General features: G+C 60.8%; 22 protein-coding genes and 2 pseudogenes. 5 read left to right on the top strand and 19 right to left on the bottom strand.

Annotated elements, in window-relative coordinates:
* Positions 1 to 47: 47 nt before the first annotated feature.
* Together EJ067_RS09170 and EJ067_RS09165 are read left to right on the top strand one after the other, a co-directional pair.
* Positions 48 to 1637, top strand: coding sequence for a thiamine pyrophosphate-binding protein (locus tag EJ067_RS09170; RefSeq protein ID WP_245468231.1), 1590 nt, complete (start codon positions 48 to 50; stop codon positions 1635 to 1637).
* Between the two features lie 271 nt (positions 1638 to 1908).
* On the top strand, positions 1909 to 2838 hold the full coding sequence (locus EJ067_RS09165) for a dihydrodipicolinate synthase family protein (RefSeq protein WP_126085638.1): 930 nt from the start codon (positions 1909 to 1911) through the stop codon (positions 2836 to 2838).
* 981 nt (positions 2839 to 3819) lie between these two features.
* Here the strand turns inward: EJ067_RS09165 and EJ067_RS09160 are convergent.
* The 5 genes from EJ067_RS09160 to EJ067_RS09135 form a co-directional block, all read right to left on the bottom strand.
* On the bottom strand, positions 3820 to 4068 hold the full coding sequence (locus tag EJ067_RS09160) for a hypothetical protein (protein ID WP_126085637.1): 249 nt from the start codon (positions 4066 to 4068) through the stop codon (positions 3820 to 3822).
* A gap of 106 nt (positions 4069 to 4174) precedes the next feature.
* Positions 4175 to 4711 (bottom strand): hypothetical protein, encoded by a 537-nt coding sequence (locus EJ067_RS09155; RefSeq protein WP_126085636.1) that lies wholly within the window; start codon positions 4709 to 4711, stop codon positions 4175 to 4177.
* An 884-nt stretch (positions 4712 to 5595) separates the two neighbouring features.
* Entirely contained in the window at positions 5596 to 5859 is a 264-nt protein-coding gene (locus EJ067_RS09150; RefSeq protein ID WP_126085635.1) for a hypothetical protein, read from the bottom strand.
* 1096 nt (positions 5860 to 6955) lie between these two features.
* Positions 6956 to 7153 carry a hypothetical protein gene (locus tag EJ067_RS09140; protein WP_126085634.1) on the bottom strand — a complete coding sequence of 66 codons (198 nt, stop codon included), beginning with the start codon at positions 7151 to 7153 and terminating at the stop codon, positions 6956 to 6958.
* 146 nt (positions 7154 to 7299) lie between these two features.
* A complete protein-coding gene (locus EJ067_RS09135; RefSeq protein ID WP_126085633.1) occupies positions 7300 to 7521 on the bottom strand; it encodes a DUF768 domain-containing protein in 222 nt (73 codons plus the stop codon).
* A 429-nt stretch (positions 7522 to 7950) separates the two neighbouring features.
* Here EJ067_RS09135 and EJ067_RS09130 point away from each other — a divergent pair, with 429 nt between their 5' ends.
* Positions 7951 to 8259: a hypothetical protein gene (locus EJ067_RS09130; protein ID WP_126085632.1), complete on the top strand. Its 309-nt coding sequence runs from the start codon at positions 7951 to 7953 to the stop codon at positions 8257 to 8259.
* A gap of 100 nt (positions 8260 to 8359) precedes the next feature.
* On the opposite strand, the gene EJ067_RS09125 is transcribed toward EJ067_RS09130, so the two are convergent.
* From EJ067_RS09125 to EJ067_RS09095, 6 genes and pseudogenes are all read right to left on the bottom strand, one after another.
* Positions 8360 to 8647 (bottom strand): hypothetical protein, encoded by a 288-nt coding sequence (locus tag EJ067_RS09125; protein ID WP_245468230.1) that lies wholly within the window; start codon positions 8645 to 8647, stop codon positions 8360 to 8362.
* A 443-nt stretch (positions 8648 to 9090) separates the two neighbouring features.
* Complete coding sequence (locus tag EJ067_RS09115; protein ID WP_126089565.1) at positions 9091 to 10797, bottom strand: DNA polymerase/3'-5' exonuclease PolX; 1707 nt, start codon at positions 10795 to 10797, stop codon at positions 9091 to 9093.
* Between the two features lie 91 nt (positions 10798 to 10888).
* Positions 10889 to 12625 carry a DNA ligase D gene (gene ligD, locus EJ067_RS09110; protein WP_245468229.1) on the bottom strand — a complete coding sequence of 579 codons (1737 nt, stop codon included), beginning with the start codon at positions 12623 to 12625 and terminating at the stop codon, positions 10889 to 10891.
* 467 nt (positions 12626 to 13092) lie between these two features.
* Entirely contained in the window at positions 13093 to 13560 is a 468-nt protein-coding gene (locus tag EJ067_RS09105; protein ID WP_126085629.1) for a metallophosphoesterase family protein, read from the bottom strand.
* Between the two features lie 9 nt (positions 13561 to 13569).
* Positions 13570 to 14476: pseudogene (gene rnz / locus EJ067_RS09100) on the bottom strand (ribonuclease Z).
* 236 nt (positions 14477 to 14712) lie between these two features.
* A complete protein-coding gene (locus EJ067_RS09095) occupies positions 14713 to 15603 on the bottom strand; it encodes a LysR family transcriptional regulator (protein ID WP_126085628.1) in 891 nt (296 codons plus the stop codon).
* A 169-nt stretch (positions 15604 to 15772) separates the two neighbouring features.
* Between EJ067_RS09095 and EJ067_RS09090 the strand changes: the two genes are divergently transcribed.
* Both EJ067_RS09090 and EJ067_RS09085 read left to right on the top strand, forming a co-directional pair.
* Positions 15773 to 16669, top strand: coding sequence for a DMT family transporter (locus EJ067_RS09090; RefSeq protein ID WP_126085627.1), 897 nt, complete (start codon positions 15773 to 15775; stop codon positions 16667 to 16669).
* A gap of 318 nt (positions 16670 to 16987) precedes the next feature.
* Entirely contained in the window at positions 16988 to 18082 is a 1095-nt protein-coding gene (locus EJ067_RS09085) for a flavodoxin family protein (RefSeq protein ID WP_245468228.1), read from the top strand.
* A 71-nt stretch (positions 18083 to 18153) separates the two neighbouring features.
* On the opposite strand, the pseudogene EJ067_RS09080 reads toward EJ067_RS09085, so the two are convergent.
* The 8 genes and pseudogenes from EJ067_RS09080 to EJ067_RS09035 form a co-directional block, all read right to left on the bottom strand.
* Positions 18154 to 18783, bottom strand: a pseudogene (locus EJ067_RS09080) (PAS domain S-box protein); the annotation flags it as partial.
* Positions 18784 to 19028: 245 nt separating this feature from the next.
* Entirely contained in the window at positions 19029 to 19859 is an 831-nt protein-coding gene (locus EJ067_RS09075) for a thermonuclease family protein (protein WP_245468227.1), read from the bottom strand.
* Positions 19860 to 20775: 916 nt separating this feature from the next.
* Entirely contained in the window at positions 20776 to 21693 is a 918-nt protein-coding gene (locus tag EJ067_RS09060; protein WP_126085625.1) for a MurR/RpiR family transcriptional regulator, read from the bottom strand.
* 9 nt (positions 21694 to 21702) lie between these two features.
* Positions 21703 to 22761, bottom strand: a complete 1059-nt coding sequence (locus EJ067_RS09055; protein ID WP_126085624.1) for a C45 family peptidase — start codon at positions 22759 to 22761, stop codon at positions 21703 to 21705.
* The gene (gene glnQ, locus EJ067_RS09050) at positions 22751 to 23479 is read right to left on the bottom strand and encodes a glutamine ABC transporter ATP-binding protein GlnQ (protein ID WP_126085623.1); all 729 of its coding nucleotides are present in this window, start codon (positions 23477 to 23479) and stop codon (positions 22751 to 22753) included. The genes EJ067_RS09055 and glnQ overlap by 11 nt, the downstream gene beginning before the upstream one ends.
* Positions 23476 to 24132: a glutamine ABC transporter permease GlnP gene (gene glnP, locus EJ067_RS09045; RefSeq protein ID WP_126085622.1), complete on the bottom strand. Its 657-nt coding sequence runs from the start codon at positions 24130 to 24132 to the stop codon at positions 23476 to 23478. The genes glnQ and glnP overlap by 4 nt, the downstream gene beginning before the upstream one ends.
* Positions 24133 to 24215: 83 nt before the next feature.
* A complete protein-coding gene (gene glnH / locus EJ067_RS09040; protein ID WP_126085621.1) occupies positions 24216 to 24968 on the bottom strand; it encodes a glutamine ABC transporter substrate-binding protein GlnH in 753 nt (250 codons plus the stop codon).
* 118 nt (positions 24969 to 25086) lie between these two features.
* On the bottom strand, positions 25087 to 25914 hold the full coding sequence (locus tag EJ067_RS09035) for a 3-keto-5-aminohexanoate cleavage protein (RefSeq protein WP_126089562.1): 828 nt from the start codon (positions 25912 to 25914) through the stop codon (positions 25087 to 25089).
* Positions 25915 to 25946 lie beyond the last annotated feature (32 nt).

Here is a 25946-nt window from a genome sequence, read left to right as displayed (position 1 = left end):
GATCCGCGCCGGAGAAGATCAAGGTCGCGAGACAAGTCGTGGAGGCAATGCGCGACATGGGCGTACGTCATGTCTTCGGCGTGCCCAGCGGCGGCTGGGTCGACTACATGGAAGCAATGCGCGTCACCGATGGGATCGACTTCGTGTTGACGACACATGAAGGCACTGCCGCCATCATGGCCGACGTGTGTGGCCGGTTAAACGGCGCGCCGGGGGTATGTTTCGGAACTTTCGGACCAGGCGCGACGAACCTGTCCACTGGTGTTGGCGGGGCGCTTCTCGATCGCTCTCCTCTGATCGCACTTACTGATGAAATGCAGGCAGCGATGCGCGGTCGCGTTACACAGATGGGCATAGACCATCAGGCGCTGTTTGCGCCGATAACCAAAAAGACCACACGTCTCGAACCAGACAAGGTTCGCGAGATTCTTTTCGACGCGGCAGCCGTCGCTCTCAGTGGACGCCCGGGTTCGGTTCACGTTGGTCTGCCGGTTGGCATGAGCGCCGAATACAGTTCGCCGCACAACGATCTTCCTCTGCCGCAACCCAGTGACGTCAGCGACTCACCTGTCGCCGCTATCAAACAGATGCAGGCCACTCTACAGGCTGCGCGCAGACCGGTGCTCGCCTTGGGCCTAGGGGCAGTCCGGGCGGGTGTGGGTGATGAGATCAGCCGGTTTGCGGAAGAGCATCTTATACCGGTAGTAATTACGCCCATGGCCAAAGGCATGATCGCGGAGGATCATCCCTGCTATGCCGGTGTGCTTTTTCATGCGCTTTCCGACGAAGTTGGGAAAACCCATCAGCAGAGCGACCTGGTGATCTTGGTTGGCTATGATCCCGTCGAGTTCAACGTCGAATCCTGGGCGCCGAACGTAAGTGTCATCAATATCGACGATCAGCCCCTCGACGTCGACCGGAGCGCCTACCCCGATGTAATCGAGGTCACCGGTTCTATACTCTCCAGCGTTGCTGCCTTGTGTGCCACGGAAATGGCCGAAAAGGACTGGGACGTGGAGGCGCTCAAAGCGCGGCGCCAGGCCATGTTCGAGCGCCTCAAGGGTGTAGATGAATTTGGTCCCTGTGCCGTGCTCGACATTTTGCGCGAAGTCCTGCCCGAAGACGGGATCATGACCTGCGACGTGGGCGCCCACACCCATCTGATCGGCCAGAAGTGGCCGACGCCTGCTCCCGGACGGCAGATCATGACCAATGGTTGGTCGACTATGGGCTTCGGCATTCCGGCAGCCATCGCTGCCAAGCTCTGTCGGCCGGATGTCGATGTATGCGCCGTGGTAGGCGATGGCGGTTTCCTGATGTCTGCCGGAGAACTGGCCACTGCCGCGCGGCTCGGCCTTCCCATTGTGATCATAGTCATCACCGACAACGACCTGGCGTTGATCCGCATCAAGCAGGAGAAGAAGCAGAATCCGATTTACGGGACGCCGGTCCGCGCCACGGGCACTATTGGCGGCAACAACATCTTCGGTGTGCCGGTCCTGACTGCAAGCGAGAGGGATGGCTTCAGGCTTGCGCTGAAGAAGGCCTTTGCGGCCGGCGGTCCTGTTGTCGTCGAGGCGGTGGTCTCTAGCCGCGAATATGACGAGCTGGTTTTGAAAAAGGACAAGCCCCACTAAGACTACAGCACCAACGACCCCTTGGCCTCACCCGCTTGGACGAGGCTTCTGTCGAGCCGCCACTCGCCCGTGGCTGGTCCAAATGCTTACCGGTGGGTTGAGCCCGTGGGATCACAGCAAATGCTGACATCATGGTGCCTAGGAGGACTGCTTTCCATGAAAAAAGTCGGCTCGCGGGCGATCGCGTGAGAACATAGCCTCGACACCTGTCGGCCGTTACTTTCTAAGGGACGCACAGCGTCCCCCATATCATCGCAGACAAGGATGCTCGATGTTGCTTACATGCCAAGCCAGGGGGGTTTATGCGATCGCTCCGACGCCCTTCTTGCCGGACGGCGTGATCGATGAGGTCTCGATCTCACGGATGGCAGAATTTTACGCTGCCACCGGCGTCGACGGTCTAACTGTTCTGGGGATCATGGGGGAGGCAAACAAGCTTCTTCCCGAGGAGGCAGTTACCGTAGTTAAAGCCACCATTGCTGGTTTCAGCGGCCGCCCCGTGATCGTGGGTGTGTCATCGCCAGGGCTGCAGTCGATGCGCGAGTTGGCACGTGAAGCCATGGATGGGGGTGCAGCCGGAGTCATGTTCACGCCGCCTTCGGCGATGCGTACCGACGAGCAAATCTCCACCTATGTGCGCCAAGCTGTCGAAGCCATCGGCTCAGATGTCCCATTTGTTTTGCAGGATCACCCCACCGTAACTGGTGTCGTCATGTCTTCCCAGTTGATCCGGCGCATCGTCCAAGAGACCCCTTCCTGCGTTATGCTGAAACATGAAGACTGGCCCGGTCTCGAGAAGATTAGCCTGCTTCGGCATTGGCAAAACATTGGAGAAATGCGTGAGTTGGCCATTCTATGCGGGAACGGCGGTCTCTTCCTTGACTGCGAGATGGCGCGCGGGGCCGATGGGGCGATGACCGGATACGCGTTCCCCGAAATGCTGATCGATGTGGTTGCATATCATACGGTCGGTAACCGCGTGGCTGCGCAGGATATCTACGATGCGCATCTGCCGCTGCTGCGCTATGAACAGCAGCCAGGAGTCGGCCTGGCCGTGAGAAAGCACGTTCTCTCGAGACGGGGTGCGATCGCGCACAGCGCTTTGCGCTCGCCCGGACCCTCACTCAGTTCTAAGGCGGTCGCAGAAATAGACTTCCTGCTTGAACGATTGTCTGTCCATGATCGGCGTGCCGCCCTCTAGTTCGTTTCTGCTAGGCTTCTAGGCCGAGGTCCTTTCCACCGCTACCGTTGCCTAGTGCGGCTCGGTGAGAAACTCATGCCGTTGGAATAGGCCTTGAATGTTCTGGGTTTCCGGTGCGCCGCACATCGCGAGACTAGCAAGTCCTTTTCGCATTTCGGTGTCAGATGCACTTTCACGTCGGCCCGACGATCATGACGCCTTTCTCTTATCGGCGAGCGGCCGCGTCGCGGCAGCCGGAGTGATGCGCGCCGGCGCACCACTCATCGGCGATGGCATGACCCGGCACGGAGAGAAGCCAAGTTATTCAGACCGGAGCTGTGTGTGGCGGACAGTAAGGATCAGGTATTCTGGAGCATCAATTTGGTCTGGCCCTTCGTCGGCGATTGATGCAGTTCAGATATCATCAACTTCGTCTGGAATCGCCATCAACGCCAGTGCGCTTGCGGCGACTCGGTCTGAAAGCGGCCAAAACGCGACATTCGAGATCGACCCAGCAAACTCCCCCTCTAGCGCGATTTTAAACGCAAGTAAGAAATTCGACATCAGCCTTGGATGGTTTCCATGTTCATGATTTGTGCTCCGAAAGTCGCATAAAAGGCAGTCTGGAATTTTTTGGGGACGGGCCCAAGACAGTGAATGACCTGTATGAATGAATCCTTTCGCAGTATTCCCGGCCCATCCGCGTGAATCGAGCCTCGTCGAGTACGTGCGCACACGCGGTGGACGGGAAGCCGTGGCGCTGGAGCCGGAGGGCAATTCTTAGGCCGACTGCTGTGAAAATAGCGTTCAATATGGCCCTTTGTGTTTATTACGAATTACCGAAGCCAGCTATCTGGACAACGCGCCACGAAACTGGGACATTTTATACCGACCCCCCTTCTGGTCGCCGAGACCCAGCAAGGGGAAGGGCGCCGTTGTGTGCGTTCGACCTCATTGAAATGGTTGCGAGAGCCGCCATTCGCTTGACTAGCTGCCAAGGGATTACAACGACCAACGACCATCTTGTTCATTCGCCGGCGGGCTGGATGCCGCCATCCAGCTTGGCGTCTGAAGATGATTGGTCACGGTGTAGATCCGGTTGTTCGACGCCTGCGAAGCTCCTCCAACATGGTGGTGAATCTTCGGACGAAGACCATCCATAAGCATCTTGCCGTGAGTATGTTCGAAGGAGACCGGGGTTAGACCGTTAGCGGGAACGAACCCGCCGATCGGTGGTGAATTGTCGAGCATACCTGACGCAGCCCATTCTGGCTTCCCGCGCTTCCGAGGGCTGTCGTAGAGCGATGAGCGAATCTGCTCACGAGCAACGCGCGCAGCATTCACTAGATCGTCGCGCCTACGCAGCTACGTCCGCGATAGCAGCGTCGACCAGTTCCGGGGCGAGATCGTTGAAGACCTCTTTGAGATGGGCGGCTTGGGCAAATGAATATTCGACGTCGTTGAGGGGGGTGAAAACCTCGGTAACGCGAGTCACGCCATTGGGCTGGCGCTCGGCAGCGGCGGTAGAAAGCTCGAATTGCACCTCCGGGTCGGTCCGAAAGTCGCGATCCCGATGGAGGATGATCCGTGCATCGGGCCGCATGTCAGTGATCATGTTCGCAAGAAGTCTCGCCGCTGGAAGGTTTCCGCATCCGTTGTAGGAGAGGGCAGCGAGGTTTTCGGGTGCGCCGTTCGCCTTGGCCAGCACAGTTGCCGGTTGCGGTAGTTTGTCCTCGGTCATGAGGATCACTGGTCGTGCAGGATCGAAGGCGTCGGCACCAGCCGACAGCGCGCCGAGCGTCATGAGGATCGGAATTGCGGGACGCTGAGCATCGTCAACCGGAACCTTGGCGCCTTCGCTCATCCACACGACAGCGGCGTCGCGATCGTACATGAGGCGTTGGACCAACTGGGGCGAGTGGCTAGCGAACAGTATGCGGGTGTGTTTCCCTCCTCCAATTTCTATTGCAATTACAAATGGTTGCAAGAGACGTCCCTCAAACGTCCCTTGCGCGTCCCCTATTCGTTGTTCTCGTTGCGTTTCGTCAACCGCAATTGCGCAACGCGGCTGGTTTGCTCGATCGTGCCGCGGTTGTACCTGGCGGCCATCGGTACCGCGCTCAGCCACGACCAACGCGCCGTTCGACTATCGGCTGCAGGCCAACCTCATGGCGCTCAGCCGTAAGAGGCGCCGCAATGGCTGACGAGTGTCTCCACTGCCGCGGCGCCGGCATTGTATTTATCTGCGATGAATGGGAGCGGTCTGGGGGCGAGTGCTGAAACCACGCACGCAGCGGATTGGCTGTCCGGGCAAGACCCCAGGAATGCCTCCATCAATTGGCGGATGTCCCTACGCTATGTTATCTTGCCCAAGGCAATTACATGGAGAGGGCTATGACTGATAGTAACGGTCGCAAGCAGGTGGCGCTTCATCCTGATGATCTATTTCGCATGCAAAGATTGTCGGAAGAGGTCAGTGGACGGCTGAAGGAGATGGGCATGATTGTAGCTCGTACTCTCGGTATGCCTGTCGATACCGGCACTATCTTCAAGTTCGAGCCGAGGCCCAGCGGCGCCCTCTATGGGTATCCAGGCGGCCAACATATACAGCTCGTTTGCTCGCCGGACGGCGTCTGCGGTTGCTACGTTGACCCGCCAGGTATTTGCGTCCAAGGGAACCCAGATACCGGCTGCTAGGCAGTCAGCTTCCCCGCAATTGCCGCGGCCATAAGGTGCGCGTTGCCGGCAAGTGCGTTAAGTCATCCTGACAGAAGCTTGCTAGCCTCTCTGCTCCGGCGTCACCGCGTGGTTGGTGAACTGCAGGTTCCGGTCCTCTCGGCCGGCGGCACGGCATTCGTGGCAATAGATGATTTTGAGAAGATCCCAGTGCAAGCAGGGCTGATCCGGCCCGAACCGCTTCACCAGTTCCGCGACGTCGAGCGTCGCCTTCCGCTTGCAGGTCAGGCAGTCGACCGACAGGCCTGTGCCGGCCTCCAGCTTCTTGCCCAATGTATCTTCGGTGAATGGAAACTTCATCGTCATTGCGATCCTCGCGAAAGGGGGTCGCCGCACCGAGGAGGATTATATTCCTGATCGCCGGGGCGATGCCAAGAGGTTACGCGATCGCACCATATCCTTTTGAGGTAGATATTAGCTATCTTGCATATGCGGCGGACCATGGTTCGCCAGACCGGCGCCGGGGCCCAGGCAATTCTCCCCAACGAGAAGGCGCCGGTCACCTTAGCCCGCCGCTGGGTGTGGGGGCACACCGAGCGGCGGGTTGTCGGATTTAGCCAGTCCTCTTGACGAGGCGGAAGCCAGCGCCAGACTCCTTGCATGCACATGTGCGGCCTCGACCCGCATACGCCGCCAGCCGGCTCCTTCGTTCGGACAGGCTGCATCTATTAGCCATGGCGCATATACTGGCAAACAACCGGTGCCCGTCCCCCGACCCCCACCGGCTAGGCCCGGCGTCGCTCTGGCCTACCCCGCCAAGATGCCGGGCCGCCCTCGTGTCAGGGACATGTCCATCTTTTGCGCCACGGTTCCATACAAATTTACAGTTTTCGGACCGCGCTCCTGGTGGCAAAATGTCGGCAGATTATCGAGGGCGGGGTCATGCCCCTCTGAGACGATGGCGGTGTGGTTTATCCCGCTGATCTGGACTTGCTCCAGCGGGTATTTGACAGGCTGTGCGCCGAGCGTCGGCTAGCCCTCAAGGACAGAGCGCAAAGAGAGGCCCTGGCGCGGGAAGTAATCCGCCTTTTTCTGGACGGCATGACGGAGGAAGACGCTTTGTGGCGGACGCTTTCAAAGCAGCGCACTGCCAGGGGCGCATAGAGAAGCCCGCCGTCTCAGGGAGCGGCGGGCTTTGTGCTAGTGCTGACGACCTCGAAGGGTGGTTCGGCCGTCTATCCTGATAATCGCGAGAGCGGTATTCGGTTCCGAACAATTCGCGAAATCTGAATGGCAAAAGAGGGCCGGCGGGAACACCCACAGCCCGGCCCGCTATCTCGAGGTGACACAGGATTTCGCGGGCCGGGCCGTGTCCCGAAGCCGGGCTCAGGGCACGGCTAGATTGCAGCCATTTTGGAGCCCGCGCAACACGGCCAATGGTCGGTTCCTACCGTCGGAGACCTTAGATGGACATCTCTTTGATGACCGCATCGAGCGAGGCGATATCTTCCAGTGCGGCTATTTCGAGCGGGTCAGCGGCCTGTGCTGGCGTGCGTATCTCAGGAACGCCATCAGGCCCTATTGGCGCGTGGCTCATCACAAGGGTGTCGCGATACTGCTTGAGCAAGTCGAGCGCCTTATCGATGGTTCTCTGGTCCATGGGTGAGATTTTAGCATATGGATTGGCCGATGCCAGCCGGCTACTCCTCTCGAAAATCCTGGATCGAGGCTTGGCGATGTGCTTGCCTCAAAGGAACTTCACTCGGCTGGTGATGCCAATCACACCATAGCCTTGCATCCCATCGCTCAATCCGCCACGCCGGCCTCGCGATGAACCGTCGCGTCAAAGATCACCTCATAGACGCTCCCAATTTCTTCCTCGATCTCCGTGCTGTCGATCCCGATTGCCTTGGCGTCAGCAAAAAGCTGTTGGGTCAATTCAGCCACGGAGATGATGTCGGCGCCGACCGTCTCCGGGATGTTGTTGGAAATCCATTTGTGGAGAAAGTTGACGGCGCGCGTGCTCATCTCAATGCCGCCCCTTCAGGAACCTAGCCTCGCGAAGCAGCGAATTCCAATCGGTTCCAATCGACTCGATCAGTCGCCTGGCCTCTTCCTCCCTGATGCCAGTCTCCCTCCTCAGTCGCTCCGCCAACAGTTTTAGCTGGGCTTTGCTCTCTTCCCCATCGTCGATTGCCGGGCACATGGGTTCCTCCAATGAAGAGGAACCGCTGAAGCTAGCTTTTGTTTCGAGCCAAGGGTTTGGAACAGTCCCGATTCGCTTGATATGCAAGTACAAGCCCGTCGCTGGGAGGACTTGGCGACGGGCTTTTCTGGGACCCAGAAGCGGACATGACCGCTGCCATCTATAAGCTAGAAGGCGAATGTAGGTTCCGTCTCCGTTCGTAAATATTAGCAACTGCTTGACTAAGCGGCCGACCGCCCCAGACTCCTTGTATGGGCAAGGGCAGGATCAAGGTCGGCGATGAAGTCGCGATCACGGCGACCGTGCGCCGGCGCGTGACAGAAGACCGCGTCAGCGTCTCGATCCCCTCCTACGGCTTCCCGCACTCGATCGTCGACAAGACGTCGACGGTGAAGAAAGGCCAGCACATCGAGTTGACAGGCGACGTCACACACATCGACGGGGATCTTGTGACGGTGAACCTGGGTGTTCCTGTAACGGTGAATATCGACACGCTCAAGGTGGTGACGTCCTATGTGCCGCCGAAGCGTAAGGCTCCGCTGGTGGACAAGGCGATGTAGAGCAGAGTCGGGAGCTTGCTATTAGCCTCAGGTTGCGTGATGGTGTAGCGGGTTTCGGAAGGGGAAAATACTAAAATTGTCGACGCCACTGGCACGGATGTTACCGGCGCCTGCTTGCGTCCCGCATAGCGTACACCTGAATGGGCGCCCGTCCGACTTTTATGCGTGCGATCACCTTGCGGGTAGAAGTATCGATCCCCGCCACCTTGTTCTCGTCCCTGAGCGAGACATAGTCGCGGCTGCCGTCCGGCGTGAAGCCGACCTGCACGGGAGCCTTGCCGACTTTGATCCGCGCAGCCTCCCGTAGCTTGGCTGCGTCTATGACGGATACGGTGCCTGCCGCCGTCCCGCGCACTTCACGCCGCCGGCGGGAGCGCTGCAAATCCAACGTTTGAGGGCTCGCCGCGCCCGCCTTTGCGCCGACGCGAAGGTCGGCTTCCTCGTACGCACGCGCCGTGCAGCGGGGCGAGCATTTACGAGATTGCGCACTACGGCACATTAATCGCCTAGGCGGAACAGCTAAACCAAGGGCAAGGCGCAGGTTGCCAAGGGTCAGGTCAAAGACGCGGTGAAGAACCTCGTCGAGAAAGCCTGATTGCCGATATCAGCTATCAGTAAGCCTGCGGCGACGCGGGCTTTTCCTTAGAAGGGAGAAATCCGCCTCCGGGACGGCCGTATTGGAATATTCCCCAGTCGTGAGGCTCCAAGAGGCAGGTGGCCATGAAAACAATCGCGACCGCTGCAGCCGCCAGCGTTGACGGCGCCAGCAACCATACCGGGCAGCGGCTCGCCCGAGACCGGTTGCCTATTGTACCGACAGGAACTCAAGCCTCATGCGACAGCTTTCCGCGCTGGCGAGCGGCGCTTGCCGCCGGTCTTTGACGTAAACTTGCGCGTTGAAAGATGCGCAAGCAGGGCCGCCAGACTCATCGCGTTGAGAACTCGGTCTCTAGGGACGCCTCCCTTGCGCGCCATCTCGACACCCCAATGCATGTGGTCGAGTTCGCGGATTGAATGCGCGTCCGGATTGATGCTGAAGATGCAGCCGTAGTCGAGTGCCTTCTGATGCCACCGCCAGTCGAGATCGAGCCGCCACGGATGCGCGTTGATTTCGACAGCGACGCCATATTTCGCGCATGCTCGGAGGACTTTGTCGATATCGAGATCGTAGCCGGGACGACGCAACAATTGGCGACCGGTCATGTGGCCGATGATTGTCGAGAGGGGGTTCGCGATTGCCGCAATGATACGTTCCGTCTGCTCTTTCTCAGGCAACCTGAAGCGGCTGTGCACGCTCGCGACAACGAAATCGAACCGCTTCAAGATGTGATCCGGATAGTCTAGCGAGCCGTCGGCCAGGATGTCTGCCTCAATGCCCTTGAGGATGCGAAATTCTCCACCGTACTTTTTGTTCAGCCGATCGGCTTCGCGGTGCTGTTCAGCAATCTCCTGCAACGAGAGTCCACCCGCGTAGTGGGCAGACTGTGAATGGTCGGCGACACCGTAATACTCGAACCCGCGCTTACGTGTCGCTTCAGCCATTGCCTCAAGCGTCTCGGTGCCGTCGGATGCGGTCGTGTGAGAATGCAGCATCCCATGGAGATCTTCGTCCCGAACGAGCGGAGGTAGCTGCTGGCTTGCTGCCCGCTTAATCTCATCTCTGCCTTCGCGCAGTTCGGGCTCGATGAACTGCAGGTCCAACGCTTCGTAGATTTCCACCTCTGTCGCTGACGCAATCAGCCTTCTGCCGCGGTAGAGTCCATCGGATTTGAGCGCGAACCCCCTCGCGGCTGCGGACATCCTCAATTGCTCAAGGTGGGCCGCCGAACCGGTGGCCTCGAGGAGGCTCGCGCCAAAGTGCTTCTTGTCCGTGACGACAAGCCTGAGAGTGGACTGCTCGGTCTCGGTCCGCTTCTTCCCAAGCGCGACCAGCGCGAGGTCGGCAACAAGTTCGCAACCGCGTCGGAAATCACCGGCGATTTCCACCCGCGAAAACTCGGGATGCTCTTGCTTCAAAGATATGACCGCATGCTCAAGGAGCGCCGCGGCCTTGTGCAGGTGAAGCTGTGTCTCGCCGCTTCGAGCGATGGCCAAGTTCTGCAGGATCTTTGTCTGAAGCGAAGCACCGAGGCCTTTGAGTGGCCGGATGCGATCTGCCTTTGCTGCGGCTTCGAGGTCAGCCAACGAGTTCACGCCGAGCGCCTGATGAAGCTTCAGGATCTTGTCGGGCCGAAGCCCTGGCACAGCAAAAACCTCCATCACACCGGCCGGCACCTCCTCGCGCAACTTCTCCAGGCGTGGATGCGTGCCCGTTTCATAGAGCTTGCGCACAATGTCTGCGATCGCGTCACCGATCCCCGGGATTCTGGTGAGGGCGCCCTCGGCGATGATCCGATCGAGCGGCTGTGACAACACTGCCAAACTATCGGCCGCGCGCAAGTAAGCCTTGGTGCGATAGGGATTGTCTCCGCGCAGCGACGTGCGATGTGCGTATTCCCTTAGGAGGCTGGCGACTGTCCGCGCATCGGTTTTTGCCATGGTCGAGGCAAACGGGGCCAATCTTGGCAGGTTCCATTCAGGCCAAGGTAGCGAGCCCTAGTCCAGTCTTGCTACCAATCGCGGAGCGGGGCTACAGATTTGGCAAAAGTTGGTCGGCTCGACCCCATCCCGCCAGAGATTTACTGGCTGCGCGTTTCTTCAATTCAGCAGCATCGCCGACGTGGAAATGCGAGGGCGCATCAATCGTCTTCATTTCCGCCCAGGTGATGGGCGCAGCGACGGGAGCGCCCGGTCGGGACCTAGCACTGTAGGGCATGATTGCCGTGGCGCCCCGCTGGTTGCGCAGGTAGTCGACAAAGATTCGTCCCTTCCGTTTCGCCTTCGACAACACGGCGGTGAAGTGGCTGGGATCACTCTGCGCGACGGCCTGCGCCAATCTGGAGGCGAAAGCCTTCACCTCGGGCCATTCGGCCCGGGGCGTGAGCGGCGCGATCACATGCACACCCTTGCCGCCGGTCAGCATCGGAAATGTCGTCAAACCCAGCGATTTCAGGATTTCCCGAAACTGGAATGCGGCGGCGCGCACAGCTTCGAAATCCAGCCCCTCGTCGGGGTCGAAGTCTAACACTAGGCGGTCGGCCTTCTCGACGTCTTCGATGCGCGCTCCCCAGCCATGGAACTCGATCGTTCCCATCTGGACACAGGTCATCAGCCCCTCGGCATCGTCGACATAAAGGTAGGGTTCCTCATGGCCGTCCTTTTCAGTGATTCCGACGTGATGGACCTTGTCGCCGAAGCTGCCGGCGTCATGCTTCTGGAAGAAGCACTTCTTCGCCCGGCCTTGCGGACAGCGGACAAGGCTGATCGGCCTGCTGCCGGCCCAGGGCAGCATGATCGCGGCGACGTCGGCGTAATAATCGGCAAGCTGACCCTTGGTGATGTTGGATTCGGGGTAGATCACGCGGCCGCGATTGCTGATCGCGATCGTGCTTGTCGCGGGAGGCGGCAGCGTCGCAGTGTGATGTTCCCTCTCAAGCGCAACGGCTTCCGGCTTCTTGTCTTCGCGCAGGCCGAGATAGCTTGGATGGCGCAGCGTCCCTTCATTGGTCATCTCGGTGTAGGCGATCTCGGCGACAAGGTTCGGACGCAGCCAGTGCGCGCCGCGAACTTCTGCGCGCGGTCCTTCGACCGTGGCGGCCTTCTGCTCGAGCGGCGCCATAATCTTCATCAGCCGCGCCATCTCGGCGGTATCGAAACCGGTCCCGACCTTGCCGGCAAAGCGTAGCTTTCCGCCGTCATGGACCCCAAGGATAAGCGATCGAAACGCGCGATCTTTGTCCGACGGCGTCCAGCCGACGAGCACGAATTCCTGACGTTTGATGCACTTGATCTTCAGCCAGCTTCCATCGCGGGCGCCGACATAGTCCGAATCCGCCAACTTCGAGACAACTCCCTCGAGGCCGGCGTCGCAGAAGCGGTTCAGCAATTCTTCCCCCCGGCCCTGGATGTGGTCGGAGTATCGAAGGATGGGGCTCTTCGGCGGCAGGATTTCCTCCAGTTTCTCCTTTCGCTCCAGCAGCGGAAGCCTCGTCAGGTCCTCGCCGTCGAGCTCGAGCAGGTCGAAGGCATAAAAATCGATGCTCGCGGGGTCGCCCTTCAAGGCGTTCTGGAGCGCCTGGAAACTCGATCGCCCCTCGGCGTCGATGACAACAGCCTCTCCATCTATGAGCGCGGACCCAACCTTGAGTTTGCGTGCTTCCGACAGAATGGAGGGGAAGCGGCCGGACCAGTCCAGGCCGGAGCGCGTATAGGCGCGCGCTTCCTCGTCGCCCACGGCGACGAGAATGCGGTAGCCGTCATATTTCATTTCGTGGATCCAGCGATCGCCGGCGGGGACGGTGTCCACCAGCTTTGCGAGCTGGACGGGCCGAAAACTGGGCGGTCCAAAAGTGGCTTGGTCTTGAGGCGGCTTCGTTTGACGAGCGCGCAACCCATTGACTGCCTTTCGCTTGGTCATTTTCACCGCCTCATACTCAATAGGAATGGCTTAATCGCGTCCAACGCAGGACTGCTTCTTTAGTTTCGACGCTCGGGGGGTGGGTGCAGTTCTCCGATGACCTGAACCGCAGAAAGGGCAGATCTATTTGCCGTCAAGCAGCATATGACGTGCCCTCGACGTCTGCCGTTTGCGCTCCGAAAGTCGCATAGAAAGCATTGTCGAATTCTCCATTCCACGCGTTTCGAGAAGTCAACTTGAGGTGATTGGTCGCGCGCGGACGCGTTCATTCAGCCGGATGCGTCCCGCCTGGCATGCGATCGCCTTGAGCCCGCGCCTTAGCCACTACTTAGATCGTGAATGGCCGGCTGTAGACCGTCAGGCGTGATATCAACCGTCGCAAGCGTGATCGGCAGCTTGAAACGACGGTGACCGGCGCTCCCCGGATTAAGGTAGAGCACACCGTCAACGGTTTTGAGTTTCGGCACATGGGAGTGGCCCGACACGACCATGTCGATACCGAGTGCCACTGGTGAGACCTGCAGTGTTTTCAGATCATGGAGGACGTAGAATTTTCGGCCTGCCAGCCGTACCAACACCGTGTCGGCGTAGGTCGAAGCCCACCCGGCCGTATCCACGTTGCCTCTGATCGCGGTAACCGGTGCGATCTGCTGAAGCGCGGCAATAACGTCAGGACTGCCAATGTCTCCGGCATGGATGATGTGGTTTACCTCGGCCAGGCGCAGTTCCGCCTCAGGTCTCAGCAGGCCGTGCGTGTCAGAGATGATGCCTATCCTGAATGTCATTGTCGGCCGTTATATGGTGAGCACATCGAGATCAGCCGCAATCCGGCTGTTCGGAAATGCCCGCACGGCTTCCGCGAGGATTTCTTCGTCGGCATAGCGACCGGAGATATGCGTCAGAACGAGCTGCTTCACGTTGCTCATCGCTGCCAGAGATGCCGCCTGCGCAGCCGTGAGATGACCGTAGTCGCGCGCCATGGCCGCATCTCGTTCCAGGAAGGTAGCCTCGATCACCAGAAGGTCCGCGCCGCGGACATGTTCCGCGAGCCCATCGGTCGACTCCGTATCGCCGATGATGACCAGCTTCTTGCCTGCTTCCAGCGGTCCTAATACGTCTTCGGAAGCAACTGTTCGGCCATCCGCGAGGGTGATAGACCGGCCTTCTACCAGTTCCTTCCTGATTTGGACCGTCTGGCACGCCCAGAGACGCCAGGTGCTCGGCGCGAAGGTGACGACGCGGTCGTGTCTCGACCACGAAGCCATAGCTGTCCGTGTCGCGGTGCCGAACCTGAAAGCAGTCGATCATGAATTCGTCCGCGTCGAAAAACCGGCCGGGCGTCAGCGGCTCAAGCGTTAGTGGGATCGGCGCTCGTCCTTCACCCCACAGACCAGCGAGCATGCGAACGACGACCTCAAGGGTCTCGGGGCCTCCATGGACGGTCAGGAGATCGTCGCTTTGTCGCAACCGGAGCGCCGAGAACAGGCCGGGGATTCCAAGGATATGGTCGAAATGCGCATGAGTGAGCAGTAGGCGATGAAGCCGCCTGAAGCCGGCGCCGCTCCGCAGCAGCTGGCGCTGCGTGCCTTCCCCGCAGTCGATCAGAATTCGCTGGCCTCCGGCCTCGACAAGCAGGGCAGGGTGATTTCGCTCGGCAGAGGGTACGCTGGCCGAGGTGCCAAGAAAGGTCAGTCTGAAAATCATGGGGATATTTTATCCCGCAAGCGGTCAGGCCTCAAAGCGGTCAAACAACGGCTTGGTCCCGACGAGCGCTCGACGCATCCACTGACTTTCGCTTGATCACTCACCGTTCCTTGCTCAGGAGGAATGGCTTAATCGCATCCAACGCAGGACTGCTTTTTTAGTTACGCCGTTTCTCCGAGGCGGCGTGAGCTTTCGCAATCTGCATGGCGGCACCCGCCGCGCTTTGTGTCTCGTCAACTTGCCAGCGCCAGCTTGCCGTATCGGTTGATCTCGCTGTCGATCTCCAAGACAAGGCTTTCCAACGCGGGGTTCCTCGCCTTCTTCGCGCGGCGCACGACGTAGACGAGCGACGGCGGAGCAGGCAGGCGCTCGCTGATGATCTCCATCTCGGGGCGGAGGTGACGATCGCTCAGGAGCGCGACCCCGAGACCCGCCTGCACGCCTGCGATGATGCCCGCGGCACTGGAACACTCAAACACCGTTTCCAGCTCCGCGCCTTCGTCCTGACCGATGTCGATGGCCCAACGTCGGTAGAAGCAGTCGTCATCAAAAGACAGGAAAGGCAGGGGAGCCCCGTCCTCCAGCGCCAGCTCGCGGGACTTAACCCAATGCAGGTTTTCGCGGAACAACACGACATCTGTCGGCCGGACTTCATGCGCGAAGAGCTGGACAATCGCGACGTCCAGTTCGCCATGTTCCAGCATGGACCGGAGCATCAGGCTCATGCGCACTTTCGTTCGGATTGCCACCTGGGGGTGCAGGCGCCGGAAGCGACCGAGGATGCGGGACAGGTCCGAGCAGGTCGTATCTTCAGTGAACCCGAGCAGAATGCGGCCTGCCAGGTTAGATTTCGCGAAGCTGACGACAGCCTCGTCGTGAAGGCCGAGGATCTTCGCCGCATAGTGCAGAAGCCCTTCGCCGTCTGTCGTGAACATGCCTCCGCCTGGACGCCGGTCTAGCAGTTCGCAGCCCAGGCTGGCCTCCATTCGCTTGATCTTGTGGCTCACGGCGGACTGCGTCAGACCCAGCGCCTCGGCGGCCCTCGTCACCCCGCCATGCAGCTTTATCGCCCGAAGAGCGCGAAGTGCGTCGATGTCCAGTCGCCTGTTCTTGGTTTCGACCATGGGCCCAGTCCACGAAATCATTTTGTCAGCCGATCTATGCCTTATGCGACGCGCGCAGGCAATCGGTCATCACGGAAGTGCACGGTTAGTCATGTCCTGATCGAAATTTGTCATGTGTGCTTCACTCGCCAAGTAGCTATCCGTCGACCGAAATCCTTTCGGGACTACCATGACCCTCCTTTCTATCGGTGCCGCCCCGACGACGCGTTCCCGTCTGCTTCTGCCGCTGCTCGCGACATTGCTGATCATCGGCTGGAGTTCCGGGTTCGTTGGCATTCGCTACGCAAGCCAAGAAGCCAGCGTGGTTGTCCTGTTGTTCTGGCGAACAGCCTTGTCGGGGATCATCCTCCTTCCGTTCGCGCTAGCCTTTGGCCCGCGCATGCGCCTTAAAGCGGTGCTGCCGCAGATGGCATTCGGCGTGATGGCCGTCTTCATCTATCTCGGCGGCTTCGCGCTTGCGATTGAGCAGCGGGTGCCGACAGGACTGGTCGCGCTAATCTCCGATCTTGTGCCGTTGGCGGTCGCAGCGCTTTCGCAACCGCTTCTGGGCGAACGGCTTGGAGTAAGACAGTGGATAGGCACAGCCATCGCTGTGACAGGAGTGCTGATCGTCTCCTTCGACAGTCTCAGCTTCGGGGCCGCGCCACTATGGGCCTACGCACTCACCATCGGCTCCATGCTGGCGTTCGCCGTCGCTTCCGTCCTCCGCAGAGGCGAGCGATCTCTGGACATGCCCGTCCATCAGAGTCTGTGCATTCACTCGTTCACCGGCGCCGTCCTCTTCGGCATCTGCGGACTGTTCCAGGGAACCCTAGATCCGCCCCTGACGCGCGAGTTCGCGATTGGCATGGCCTGGCTCGTGCTGATCGCCACATTTCTCGCCTATGCTGTTTATTATTCGATGCTGCGGATCTACCCGGTTGCTCAGGTGAGCACCGCCATCTACCTCAGCCCGCCTATCACTATGCTTTGGGCCTGGATGCTGTTCTCGGAACCGCTTACCTCGGCGATGTTCATCGGCATGGGGGTAACGCTGGTGGGGGTCTGGCTCACCTCACGCGCGTGAGATGCTTCCGCATTCTGCAGGGCAGGTCCGCCGAACCGGTCCCATGAAGGAAGAGATCGTCGTTGGTTATGGCGAACGGACGCGCCGGAAGTGCTGGCAGCCCCCACTCCGCTCCACGCTGATCTGGACCCCTTCCGACGGGATCGCCTAATACCGGGCGTGTCGCGCCTGCGGCATGGTCGCGGACAAAAACAATCGTGGTTTGCCAGCATAACTGATGGAAAACACCTGCCCAGGTTTGATGACCTCGCGTGGCTCGCAACGTCCGAACGTTTCACGCGTTGGTGACACTCATTAGCGTGCCGAGAGGGAAGTCCGATGGATAGAGAGCCGACAAACGCGCCCGCGCCGCGCAAGGGCATGCCAAGCCCGAGGTTGGACGAGGCCGAATTCAAGAAGCGATATCGGGAGCGGTTCTTCGATCCGGCCTTTCGACCGTATGACGCCGCAATCAACGAAATAGCAGAGGTTGCATGGCAAGCTTATTTGGATTCCCGCAAGAGCCCGATCACACGCAAGGCCGGATCGGAATTCGCGGATTCCGACTACGATCTTTCTGTCGATTGGCTGGCCGCGCGCGACGCGGTGCTGGAGGCCCAGAAAAGCTACGAGGACGAGACGCTGCTGCCGACCATCCTCATAATAAACGGATCGTCGCGCAGCGAGCACACCTGTCCTGGCGAGATGTCGAAGAGCTATCGCTTGGCCGAGATCGCGCAAGCGACAATCGCGGGCGAGACGGAACTTGGTACCAAAATCCTCGATCTAGCTCGTCTAGCATCGGAATACGGACGCAACATACATCCGTGCAAGGCGTGTTTCTCGACGGCTGCCCCGCTCTGCCATTGGCCGTGCTCCTGCTATCCCAATTACTCACTGGGCCAGGTGCAGGACTGGATGAGCGAAATCTATCCGCTCTGGGTCGCAGCTCACGGCGTGATGATCATCACGCCAGTCAATTGGTATCAGGTCTCATCGCCGGTGAAGTTGATGATGGACCGGCTCGTTTGCGCCGACGGGGGCAACCCCGACCCGTCGCTTACCCACGGCAAGGATGCGGCCCTGGCCAAGCAAGTCGAGCTCAACGGATGGGACTATCCTCGCCATCTCGCTGGCCGGCTCTTCTCGGTGGTCGTCCACGGCGATGTCGAAGGCGCGGAGAATGTGCGCCGGTCGCTCGCCGACTGGCTTCGCTTCATGAAGCTGACGCCGGCGGGCGCGCATGCTGAACTCGATCGCTACATCGGATATTGGAAGCCGTACGCGACCAACCATGATGAGCTGGATGCCAACGAGGACGTGCAGGAAGAGGTGCGCAACGCCGCGCGAGCGTTGGCCGAAGCCGTGAGCGAGCGTAGGGCCGGCCGACTAAGACCGATCGGATCGTCACTCAAGAACCCGCATCCGAAGTGACCGCTGACCTGCATGATCTCCGCGACCGGTGGTGCTCCGCGAGCTTGGCGCTTGGTCATATTGGACCGCGAAATCGAGCCCCTGTGGCCCGACAGCACTCCGTATTTGGCGGAATTGGTACAGAGTTCATGGAAAGCGATCCCAAGATACTGAACCGCGTTAGGGGTCAGCACGAGGGGTGGGCCATGCAGGGCGATTGCGTCCTCCCGCCCGAATAGTTTGGCTTGGTCCAGGATAAGGTCGGCCACGGTGGCCGAAACCAGGAGATCGTGAGAACGCGAGAGCGCCATGATGCGTTCGCGGACCCGCTTCTCGAAAATGTCAGGGCTCTCCGAGCGGTTGTTGGTTTCCCTGATCATTGACAGTATCACGGCGTACTCGTTCTTCACTCGGTGATTGACTTCGCGCATCAGCATGCGGATACGCTGCTCGCTCTCCTTCGCGGCTGTGATGTCGCGCGCGATCTTGGAGGCTCCGACGATGCGACCGATGCTATCCCGCACGGGCGATATGGTGAGCGAGACCGGAATGTCTGTGCCGTCCTTGCGGCGGCGGACGGTTTCAAAACTCTCGACCCGTTCACCTCGGCGGATGCGCTCGATGATCATTGGCTCTTCATCAACGTGTTCCGGCGGGAACAGCATCGTGATGTGATTGTCGAGAGCTTCCTCAGAGCTGTAGCCGAAAAGCCGTTCGACGCCCGCCGGCGGTGCTGACGAGGCAGCTCGAATGGCTGAAGCCGGGCAGAGGCATTAGAATTGCCCAGATAGTGACCCTAGCAAGATCAGTTCGATCCACGGATCATTGGGTGGGAGCACCGCCGCCCCTCGACGATCAATCCCGAGGGTTACGTTAGGTCTTAGTTTCTCGTTGGCATCGTTCAGTGTGGTAGACGTTCCTCCCGCTCTCGCTTTGCGGTCACGAAGCAGTTGCCTTTTCCAAGATGCTAGCAAAGCGTTTCGCACGCTACGCCGTCGCCATCCCGATCCAGCTTCCGGCCCCAGGAGCAGTTGTGCAGATACCACTGGGCTTCGTCGCACGAGCTGATTTGCGAGCAGTACCGCGGCAGCACGCATGAGTAGCCGCTTTGCGCGACCAACCGGCGGCTGACGATGCCGAGCGGCTGGCTCCGCGGCGCCGCGCCCTCGGCGTGCGACGCTCGCCATTCCCAGGGCGCTTGAAAGTTGCCGACCCACAGACCGACCTTGGCCGCTTCCGCCTTGGCCTGCTGCGGCGCATAGGCGCCGTGGCTGTAGCGCGGCCAATCGACCGCTTGGCCGTGCTCGACCATCCATGCTGCCGCGCTTGCACCGTCGGCGCGCCGGCAATCGCCGACGAAGCGGTGATAGCGATCCCAGGTCACGAACGTGCATTGCACCGGTCTCGAGGAAGCCAGGAAAGCGTCCAGCGCTTCGGTCGATTGGCGGCCGCAGGGATATTCGAAGCCTTTGGCGTCGTCGCAATATTGCCGGCTCTCCGGCGCGTCGATGGCGTTGAAACGGATGCGCTGCCCATGGATCTCGATCGTGTCTCCGTCGATGACGGATGCGACGCCGACGATCGGCCGCGGTTTTGGGCCGAGCAAATTCGAGATGCTGATATCCAGCGGGTCGTCGCTGTGCTTCATCGCCGTTTGTCCGACCAGCGCGCCGGCTGCGGCGACAGTCACGAAGATCAGCCGTCGCGGCACGCCTGCCCATCGTCGGGTGCGCGAGCGGTTGGCGCCGGTGCGCTCGCGCCACTGGTTAGAACGGATGCTGTGACGAAACCTATCCAAGCCCTTTCCCCCACCCGGGAGGATGCCCTTAAATAGGATTGAAGTCCAGCAGGCGCTCAAGCGGCGCTATATTGCGCTGCACTGCAAATGCACTTGGAGAGCTATGGCCAGTTCGCCCGGGCGTCTTGCATTATGGTTGGAGAAGTGCGCCTCCATATTGCGCCCAAAGGTGTTCGCAGTCCCATGTCCTCAAGCTCGGGGTTCCTGGTTCCCCATAGAGGACCATTGCACCGCGAACGTCGTATCCAAGCACCGACGCATTGGCGACGAACTGGATTGCGCGCCCTAAGCTGATTGCGCCAATCCGGGTTTCAATCTTGCTGGTGAGATCGATCACTCCGAAGATTTCCGCATCTGCGCCTCTGCCGGCCAAAACAGCCGTCGAGATCGCATCGTCTAGGGCAAGGAGCATCGCGTGGGTCCCCGTAAGCAGCGCTCCCTAACTTTGACGAGCGAAATTTGTTCCCCGGCCCCTGAAAGAATCCGCGATTAACTGTCCAGCTCAAGCGGCTCATGGTCTGGCCGTTCATGCCAAATGACTTGCCGGAGATCGCGCCGGTCGACCGGCTGGCCGCATTCCTGCATTCGTAGAAGTGATCCTGTTCGCGAGGAGGGTCGCCCCCATATCGGCCACAGGATTACGCCCCAGCAAGTTCGGGAACTAATCGGCGAGCACGGCAATGACCGCAAGACTTTGGAACGCGAGGCCAGGAAGTTGCACGGGTGACGAAGCTTTTGGACCTAGGGCCGCCCATCGTCGGCTGCGGCACCGGCAGTTTTGCGCCCATCTCTTGCCTTTCAATCTCAGTTTGCGCACCGCTACAAGCCGCCCTCATATCTGCCAATGAGTGCAGGGGAGCGACGAGCGGGCTGACCCGCATTGCGATATGCGCCGCATCTGACCAACGCCGCGCTGTCAGCCGATCTCGATGTTCATCTCAGCAATCAGCCGCTCGCGTCCGGCCAGTGAGTTCAGCGCCTTGTCGCCAAGCTCGCGGGCGACGAGGTTGAGCAGCGCTTCGCAAAACACGACATAGGCGCCCATGCTGTTCGAATAGAAGCTGCTAGCATGCGGGATGAAAAACGCATGCTGGGCTGGGGGAACAAGTGGCGAGGATCGCGAGTCGGTGATCGCGATCACCTTCTGGCCGTTTGCCGCAGCGATGCGGCCAACCTCGGCGACGCTGCGCGTATAGGGCGCGCAACTGGCCGTGATGACGACGTCACCCGGCTCGAGCTGCGATAGCGCCTCGGCGACGCCGAGCCGAGGCGCATCGAGCAGCGCCACGTCCGAGCGTACCATGCCCAGGCAATAGGTGAGGAAGCTCGCAAGCGAGTGGAACTGGCGGACGCCGTGCACCCGCACGCGGCGTGCGCCGGTCAGCAGCGCGGTCGCGCCCTTCAGCGACGCGGCGTCCAACTGGCCGAGGAAGCCGTCGACATTCGTCGCCGTTTCGCGTGCCAGCCGTTCGAAGACCTCAACCTCGGCGCCGCCTGGCGACGGCGTCGTCATCAGCCTTCCGGCCTGGCGGCTGTAGAAATATTGCTGGTCGTCGGCGATCGCCTTGCGGAAGACGGCTTGGAAATCGCTGAAACCTTCGAAGCCGAGACGCTTCGCCAGCCTGGTCAGCGTCGACGGATTGATGCCGAACTGATCGGCGAGTTCCGATATCGTGCGGACGGCGGACTGTTCGGGCGCCTCGACCAGCTTGGCGAAAACGTCATGCGCCTTGGAGCCGAGGGAAAAGCCCGCTTGGTCGCGGCCGACCGAGAGCGCCAACGTCCTCAGCTCCTCGATGGTGCGCGGCGGCTCCGCAACGGCTTCCTCTGGCATCGTTCCCGTTCACCCCGCGACAGGGACCAGCCCATCCTGCATGTCGAAGCGCGCTGCTTCGTGTGCAGCATCGTAGACAGCCCACTCGACCTTGTCAGCCCCGACGCGGAAGACGACGCTGGCAAGCGTGTTCTCGACATCACTGTCGGCCGGGTCCGTGCGGTAGATCGGCAGCTCCGGGTCGGCCGCGTCCCACAAGATGCCGAGCGCGCGGCGTTGCGGCTCGGACTGAGGCGTCTGGTCCAGCAGCGCTTCGCCTCGTCGTTGGCGTACGCCGGACGAACCGGTGACGATCTGCGACATGCGCCCGGTGTCGGCATGGATCAGGTGGTTCGAATGGACACGCGCCGCCTCGACGCGATCGACCGACAGCGCTTGCGCGGTGAACTCGACGCTGAGCAGCCGCTCATCGCCGGCCTGCGCCAGGGTCAGGTGAAAGGCGCCGGCGCGCGGCACCGATTTGAGCAGCGCCAGCGCCGCGTCGAGGTCCGGCGCGTCGAGGACGGCGCGCGCCAGCACCATGCGCGGCGCCCCGGCGCCGCCAGCCAGCGGCCTGGTGTTGTTGACCGTCTGCACCAGCTTCGCCGACGTGGCAGCGAATGTGTGGCCGGGCAGCGAGCCGGGATAGACGAAGGCGGTGAATTGATTGCCGCCTTCGGAAGCGATATGCGCCAGCCCGCAATGGCCGGCGAAATCCGGGTCGCCGTCCTCATTGTGACCGATGACATGCGGCGAGCCGGGCAATTGCACCGTCGTGCAGCCATCGGGCGCCATTGCCCAGATGTCGCCGCGGCAGTTCCACAGGAAGACGTCGTCGAAAGCCAATTCAAGCCCGGCGGCGAGGCCCTGCAGTTCGGCCCAGTATCGGGGGAACCGCTCCCGCACGATCGTCGCCATCATGCCAATGCGCGGATCGGCGCGCCGAGCGTTGAGCTCGCGCCATGCGGCGGACGTCTGGAAATGGTCATTGAGCGCCGCTCTGCCGAAGCGCCCGAGAGCGGCCCCGACGTCGTAGGGCGACCCCGAGACATCGATGAAGGAAAGCCGGCGGCCGGCGTCATGCGACATGCTGCAGAAACTCTTTCAAGCGAGGATTTTGCGGGTTTGCAAGCAGCTCCCGCGGTTCTCCGTCAACAGCGATCTTGCCGCCTTCCATGAAGATCAGCCTGGTCCCGACCTTGCGGGCAAAGGCCATCTCATGGGTGACGACGATCATCGTCATGCCTTCCTCGGCCAGCGCCTGCATCACGCGCAGCACCTCGTGCCTTAGTTCAGGATCGAGCGCCGAGGTCGGCTCGTCGAACAGCATCAGCTTCGGCTTGACGGCAAGCGCGCGCGCAATGGCGACGCGTTGCAGCTGGCCGCCCGAAAGCTCGCTCGGATAGTGATGCGCCCGTTCGGCAAGACCGACCTTGGCCAGCATCTCCAGGGCCTGCTTGCGTGCCTCCTGTCGCGTCTCGCCACGCACGCGGCGCGGACCGAAGGCGACGTTTTCCAGCGCCGTCATCTGCGGAAACAGGTTGAACTGCTGGAAGACCATGCCGGCTTCCTGGCGGATCAGGCGGACCTTGCGGCCGCCGGATTTGACGCTGATGCCGTCAACGACGAGGTCGCCGCCATTGATCTCCTCCAGCGCGTTGATGCAGCGAAGCAGCGTCGACTTGCCGGAGCCGGAGGGGCCGATCAGCACCACCTTCTCGCCGGGCTCGATCGACAGATCGACCTGATCGAGGATGGTGACCTGGCCGAAGCGCTTGGTGACCTTGTTGAACGCCACGATGCTCACAGGATGCGCATCCTCTTTTCGGTCAGCCGCAGGATGAGCGTAAGCGTGCCGGTCATGATCAGGTAGAACATCGCCACGGCCGACCAGATCTCGACGGCGCGGAAGTTGGCCGCCATGATTTCCTGGCCTTGCCGGGTGAGCTCGCCGACGCCGATGACGATGAACAGCGAAGTATCCTTCAGGCTGACGATGAACTGGTTGCCCAGCGCTGGGATCATGCGACGGAAGGCGAGCGGGCCGATGATGTAGAAAAGCACCTTCCAGAACGGCAGGCCGAGGGCCAGGCCGGCCTCGCGCAAGCCGCGATGGACGGAAAGAAAGGCGCCGCGCACGATCTCGGCGATATAGGCGCCGGCATTGATGATGATCGCCATGATCGCGGCCGCCAGCGGATTGATGCGGACATCCGCCAGGATCGGCAGCGCGAAATAGATGAACATCACCTGCACGATGATAGGGGTGCCGCGAATGATCTCGACATAGAGCATGGCGATGGCGTTGAGCACGACGTTGCCATAGGCGCGCGCCAGCCCGGCGGCGAAGCCGATGACAAGGCCGCCGGCAAGCCCGGCGAGCGCGATCAAGACGGTGAGGCGGGCACCCTTCAGCAGCTCGGGCAGTGCCTGCCAGATGACGGACCAGTCGAAATCCATGAGAGCCATCCTTCAGGGGAGACGCGCCGGCCATGCCGGCGCGCCCCAAGATCCGGGGGAAGATCCAGGGAGAACCCCGGTGATCAGCTCTTCGGCGGCTCGGTGCCGAACCACTTCTTGTAGATGTCGGCGTAAGTGCCGTTGGTCTTCAGTTTGGCAATGGAAGCATTGACCTTGGCGACGAGCGGGCTGCCCTCCGGGAAGGCGATGCCATATTGCTGCGCCATCATCTGCGGGCCGACGGTCTTCACTTTCCCCTGGCCGTTGGTCTTGATGTAGTAGAGCACGTTCGGCGTGTCATGCATGGCGGCGTCGGCGCGTCCGGTCGCGACCTCGAGATAGGCGTTGTCGCTGTTCGGGAACAGGCGCAACTCCGTGCCCTTGAAATGTTCCTTGGCATAGTCGGTCGCCGACGTGCCGGTCTTCACGGCAAGCGTCTTGCCGACGAGATCGTCGGGACCTTTGATCGTGCTGTCGACCGGCACCATCAAAAGGAAGCCGCTGTCGTAATAGCCGTCTGAGAAATCGATGACCTTCTTGCGCTCGTCCTTGATGGTTATGCCGGCCAGTCCGACATCGACCTGCTTGGTCTGCAGCGCCGGGATGATGCCGTTGAAGTCCATCGGCTGCAGCGTGTAGGTCACGCCGATATCCTTGGCGATTGCCGCCCACAGGTCGATGTCGAAGCCGACATATTTGTCGCCTTCCTTGAACTCGAACGGAACGAAGGCGGTGTCGGTCGCCACGATCAGGTCGTCGGCGAAGGCCGGCTGGCCGAATGCGAGCGTTGCCGCGACGGCCGCGGCGGCGGTGAGGCTTGCGAGTGCGGACTTCATTTTCGGGTTCCCCTTTTTGTTGGATTGCCCGGGAAGCGTAGCACTGTCGGTCTGGCAGCGCAAATTAAAAATGCATTATATTATAAAATGCATTGCAAATTTGCAGAATGCCGATGCATTAGGCATCCGACCACTGGCTTCGCAACGCGTCCGCATCGGCGAGCGTCAGCCCGCAGGCTTCGACTGCCCGCCTTGTGGCCACGACGAGGTCCTGGTTTCCGGAAGCCAGCGTCCCATCGGGGAGAAGAAGATTGTTCTCGAAACCAACGCGTGCATGCCCCCCAAGCAACGCCGCGGTCGTCACGCATGCCGCCTCCTGGCTGCCGAAGGCACACACCATCCAGTGCCTCGCGGCGGGGATGCCAGGCGCCAGGAACGGCAGCAGGTCGGCGGGGCGCGATGTCTGCCCGACCGTGTAGCGGCCGAGCACGTAGAGAACCGGCAGATTGTCGAACGGGATCAGGCCGCGACCCGCGAGCGCCGCGAGATAGATCGCCTCCTCGGGCGTATAGAGGATGATCTGCGGCGTGACTTTTTCCACCCGCAGCGTTTCGAGGAACGCTGCGAAACCTGCTTCGTGCATCGGGTCGGGCACGAGTTCGCGCAAGGCAAGCGAAACCGCCTCTGGCTGCGTTTCCAGCACCACCCGCATCTGCTCTTCGGGCCGATAGAGGCCCAGCGCCTCGCTGGTGATCTGGAGAACGAGCCTGTCGCCGACGCTGGCCCTGATCGCTGCGGTCGCAGCCCGGTAGACCTCGGCGTCGAGCAAATGGTGTCCGTCGCGGTCGCGGACATGGACATGGATCATGGCGGCGCCGGCATCGAGGGAGGCGGCGGCCACATCAGCCAACTCATCTGGGGTGATCGGCAGGGCCGGGTGATCGGCTTTGGTGCGCCGGCCGCCATTTGGCGCCACGGCGATCGCCACTCGATTTTGGTTCGGCATGGATTGCTCCATTTGTTGCTTGTAGACAAGTT

The organism is Mesorhizobium sp. M1D.F.Ca.ET.043.01.1.1 (assembly GCF_003952385.1).
Taxonomy (GTDB): domain Bacteria; phylum Pseudomonadota; class Alphaproteobacteria; order Rhizobiales; family Rhizobiaceae; genus Mesorhizobium.
This window is presented reverse-complemented; position numbering and strand designations above follow the sequence as displayed.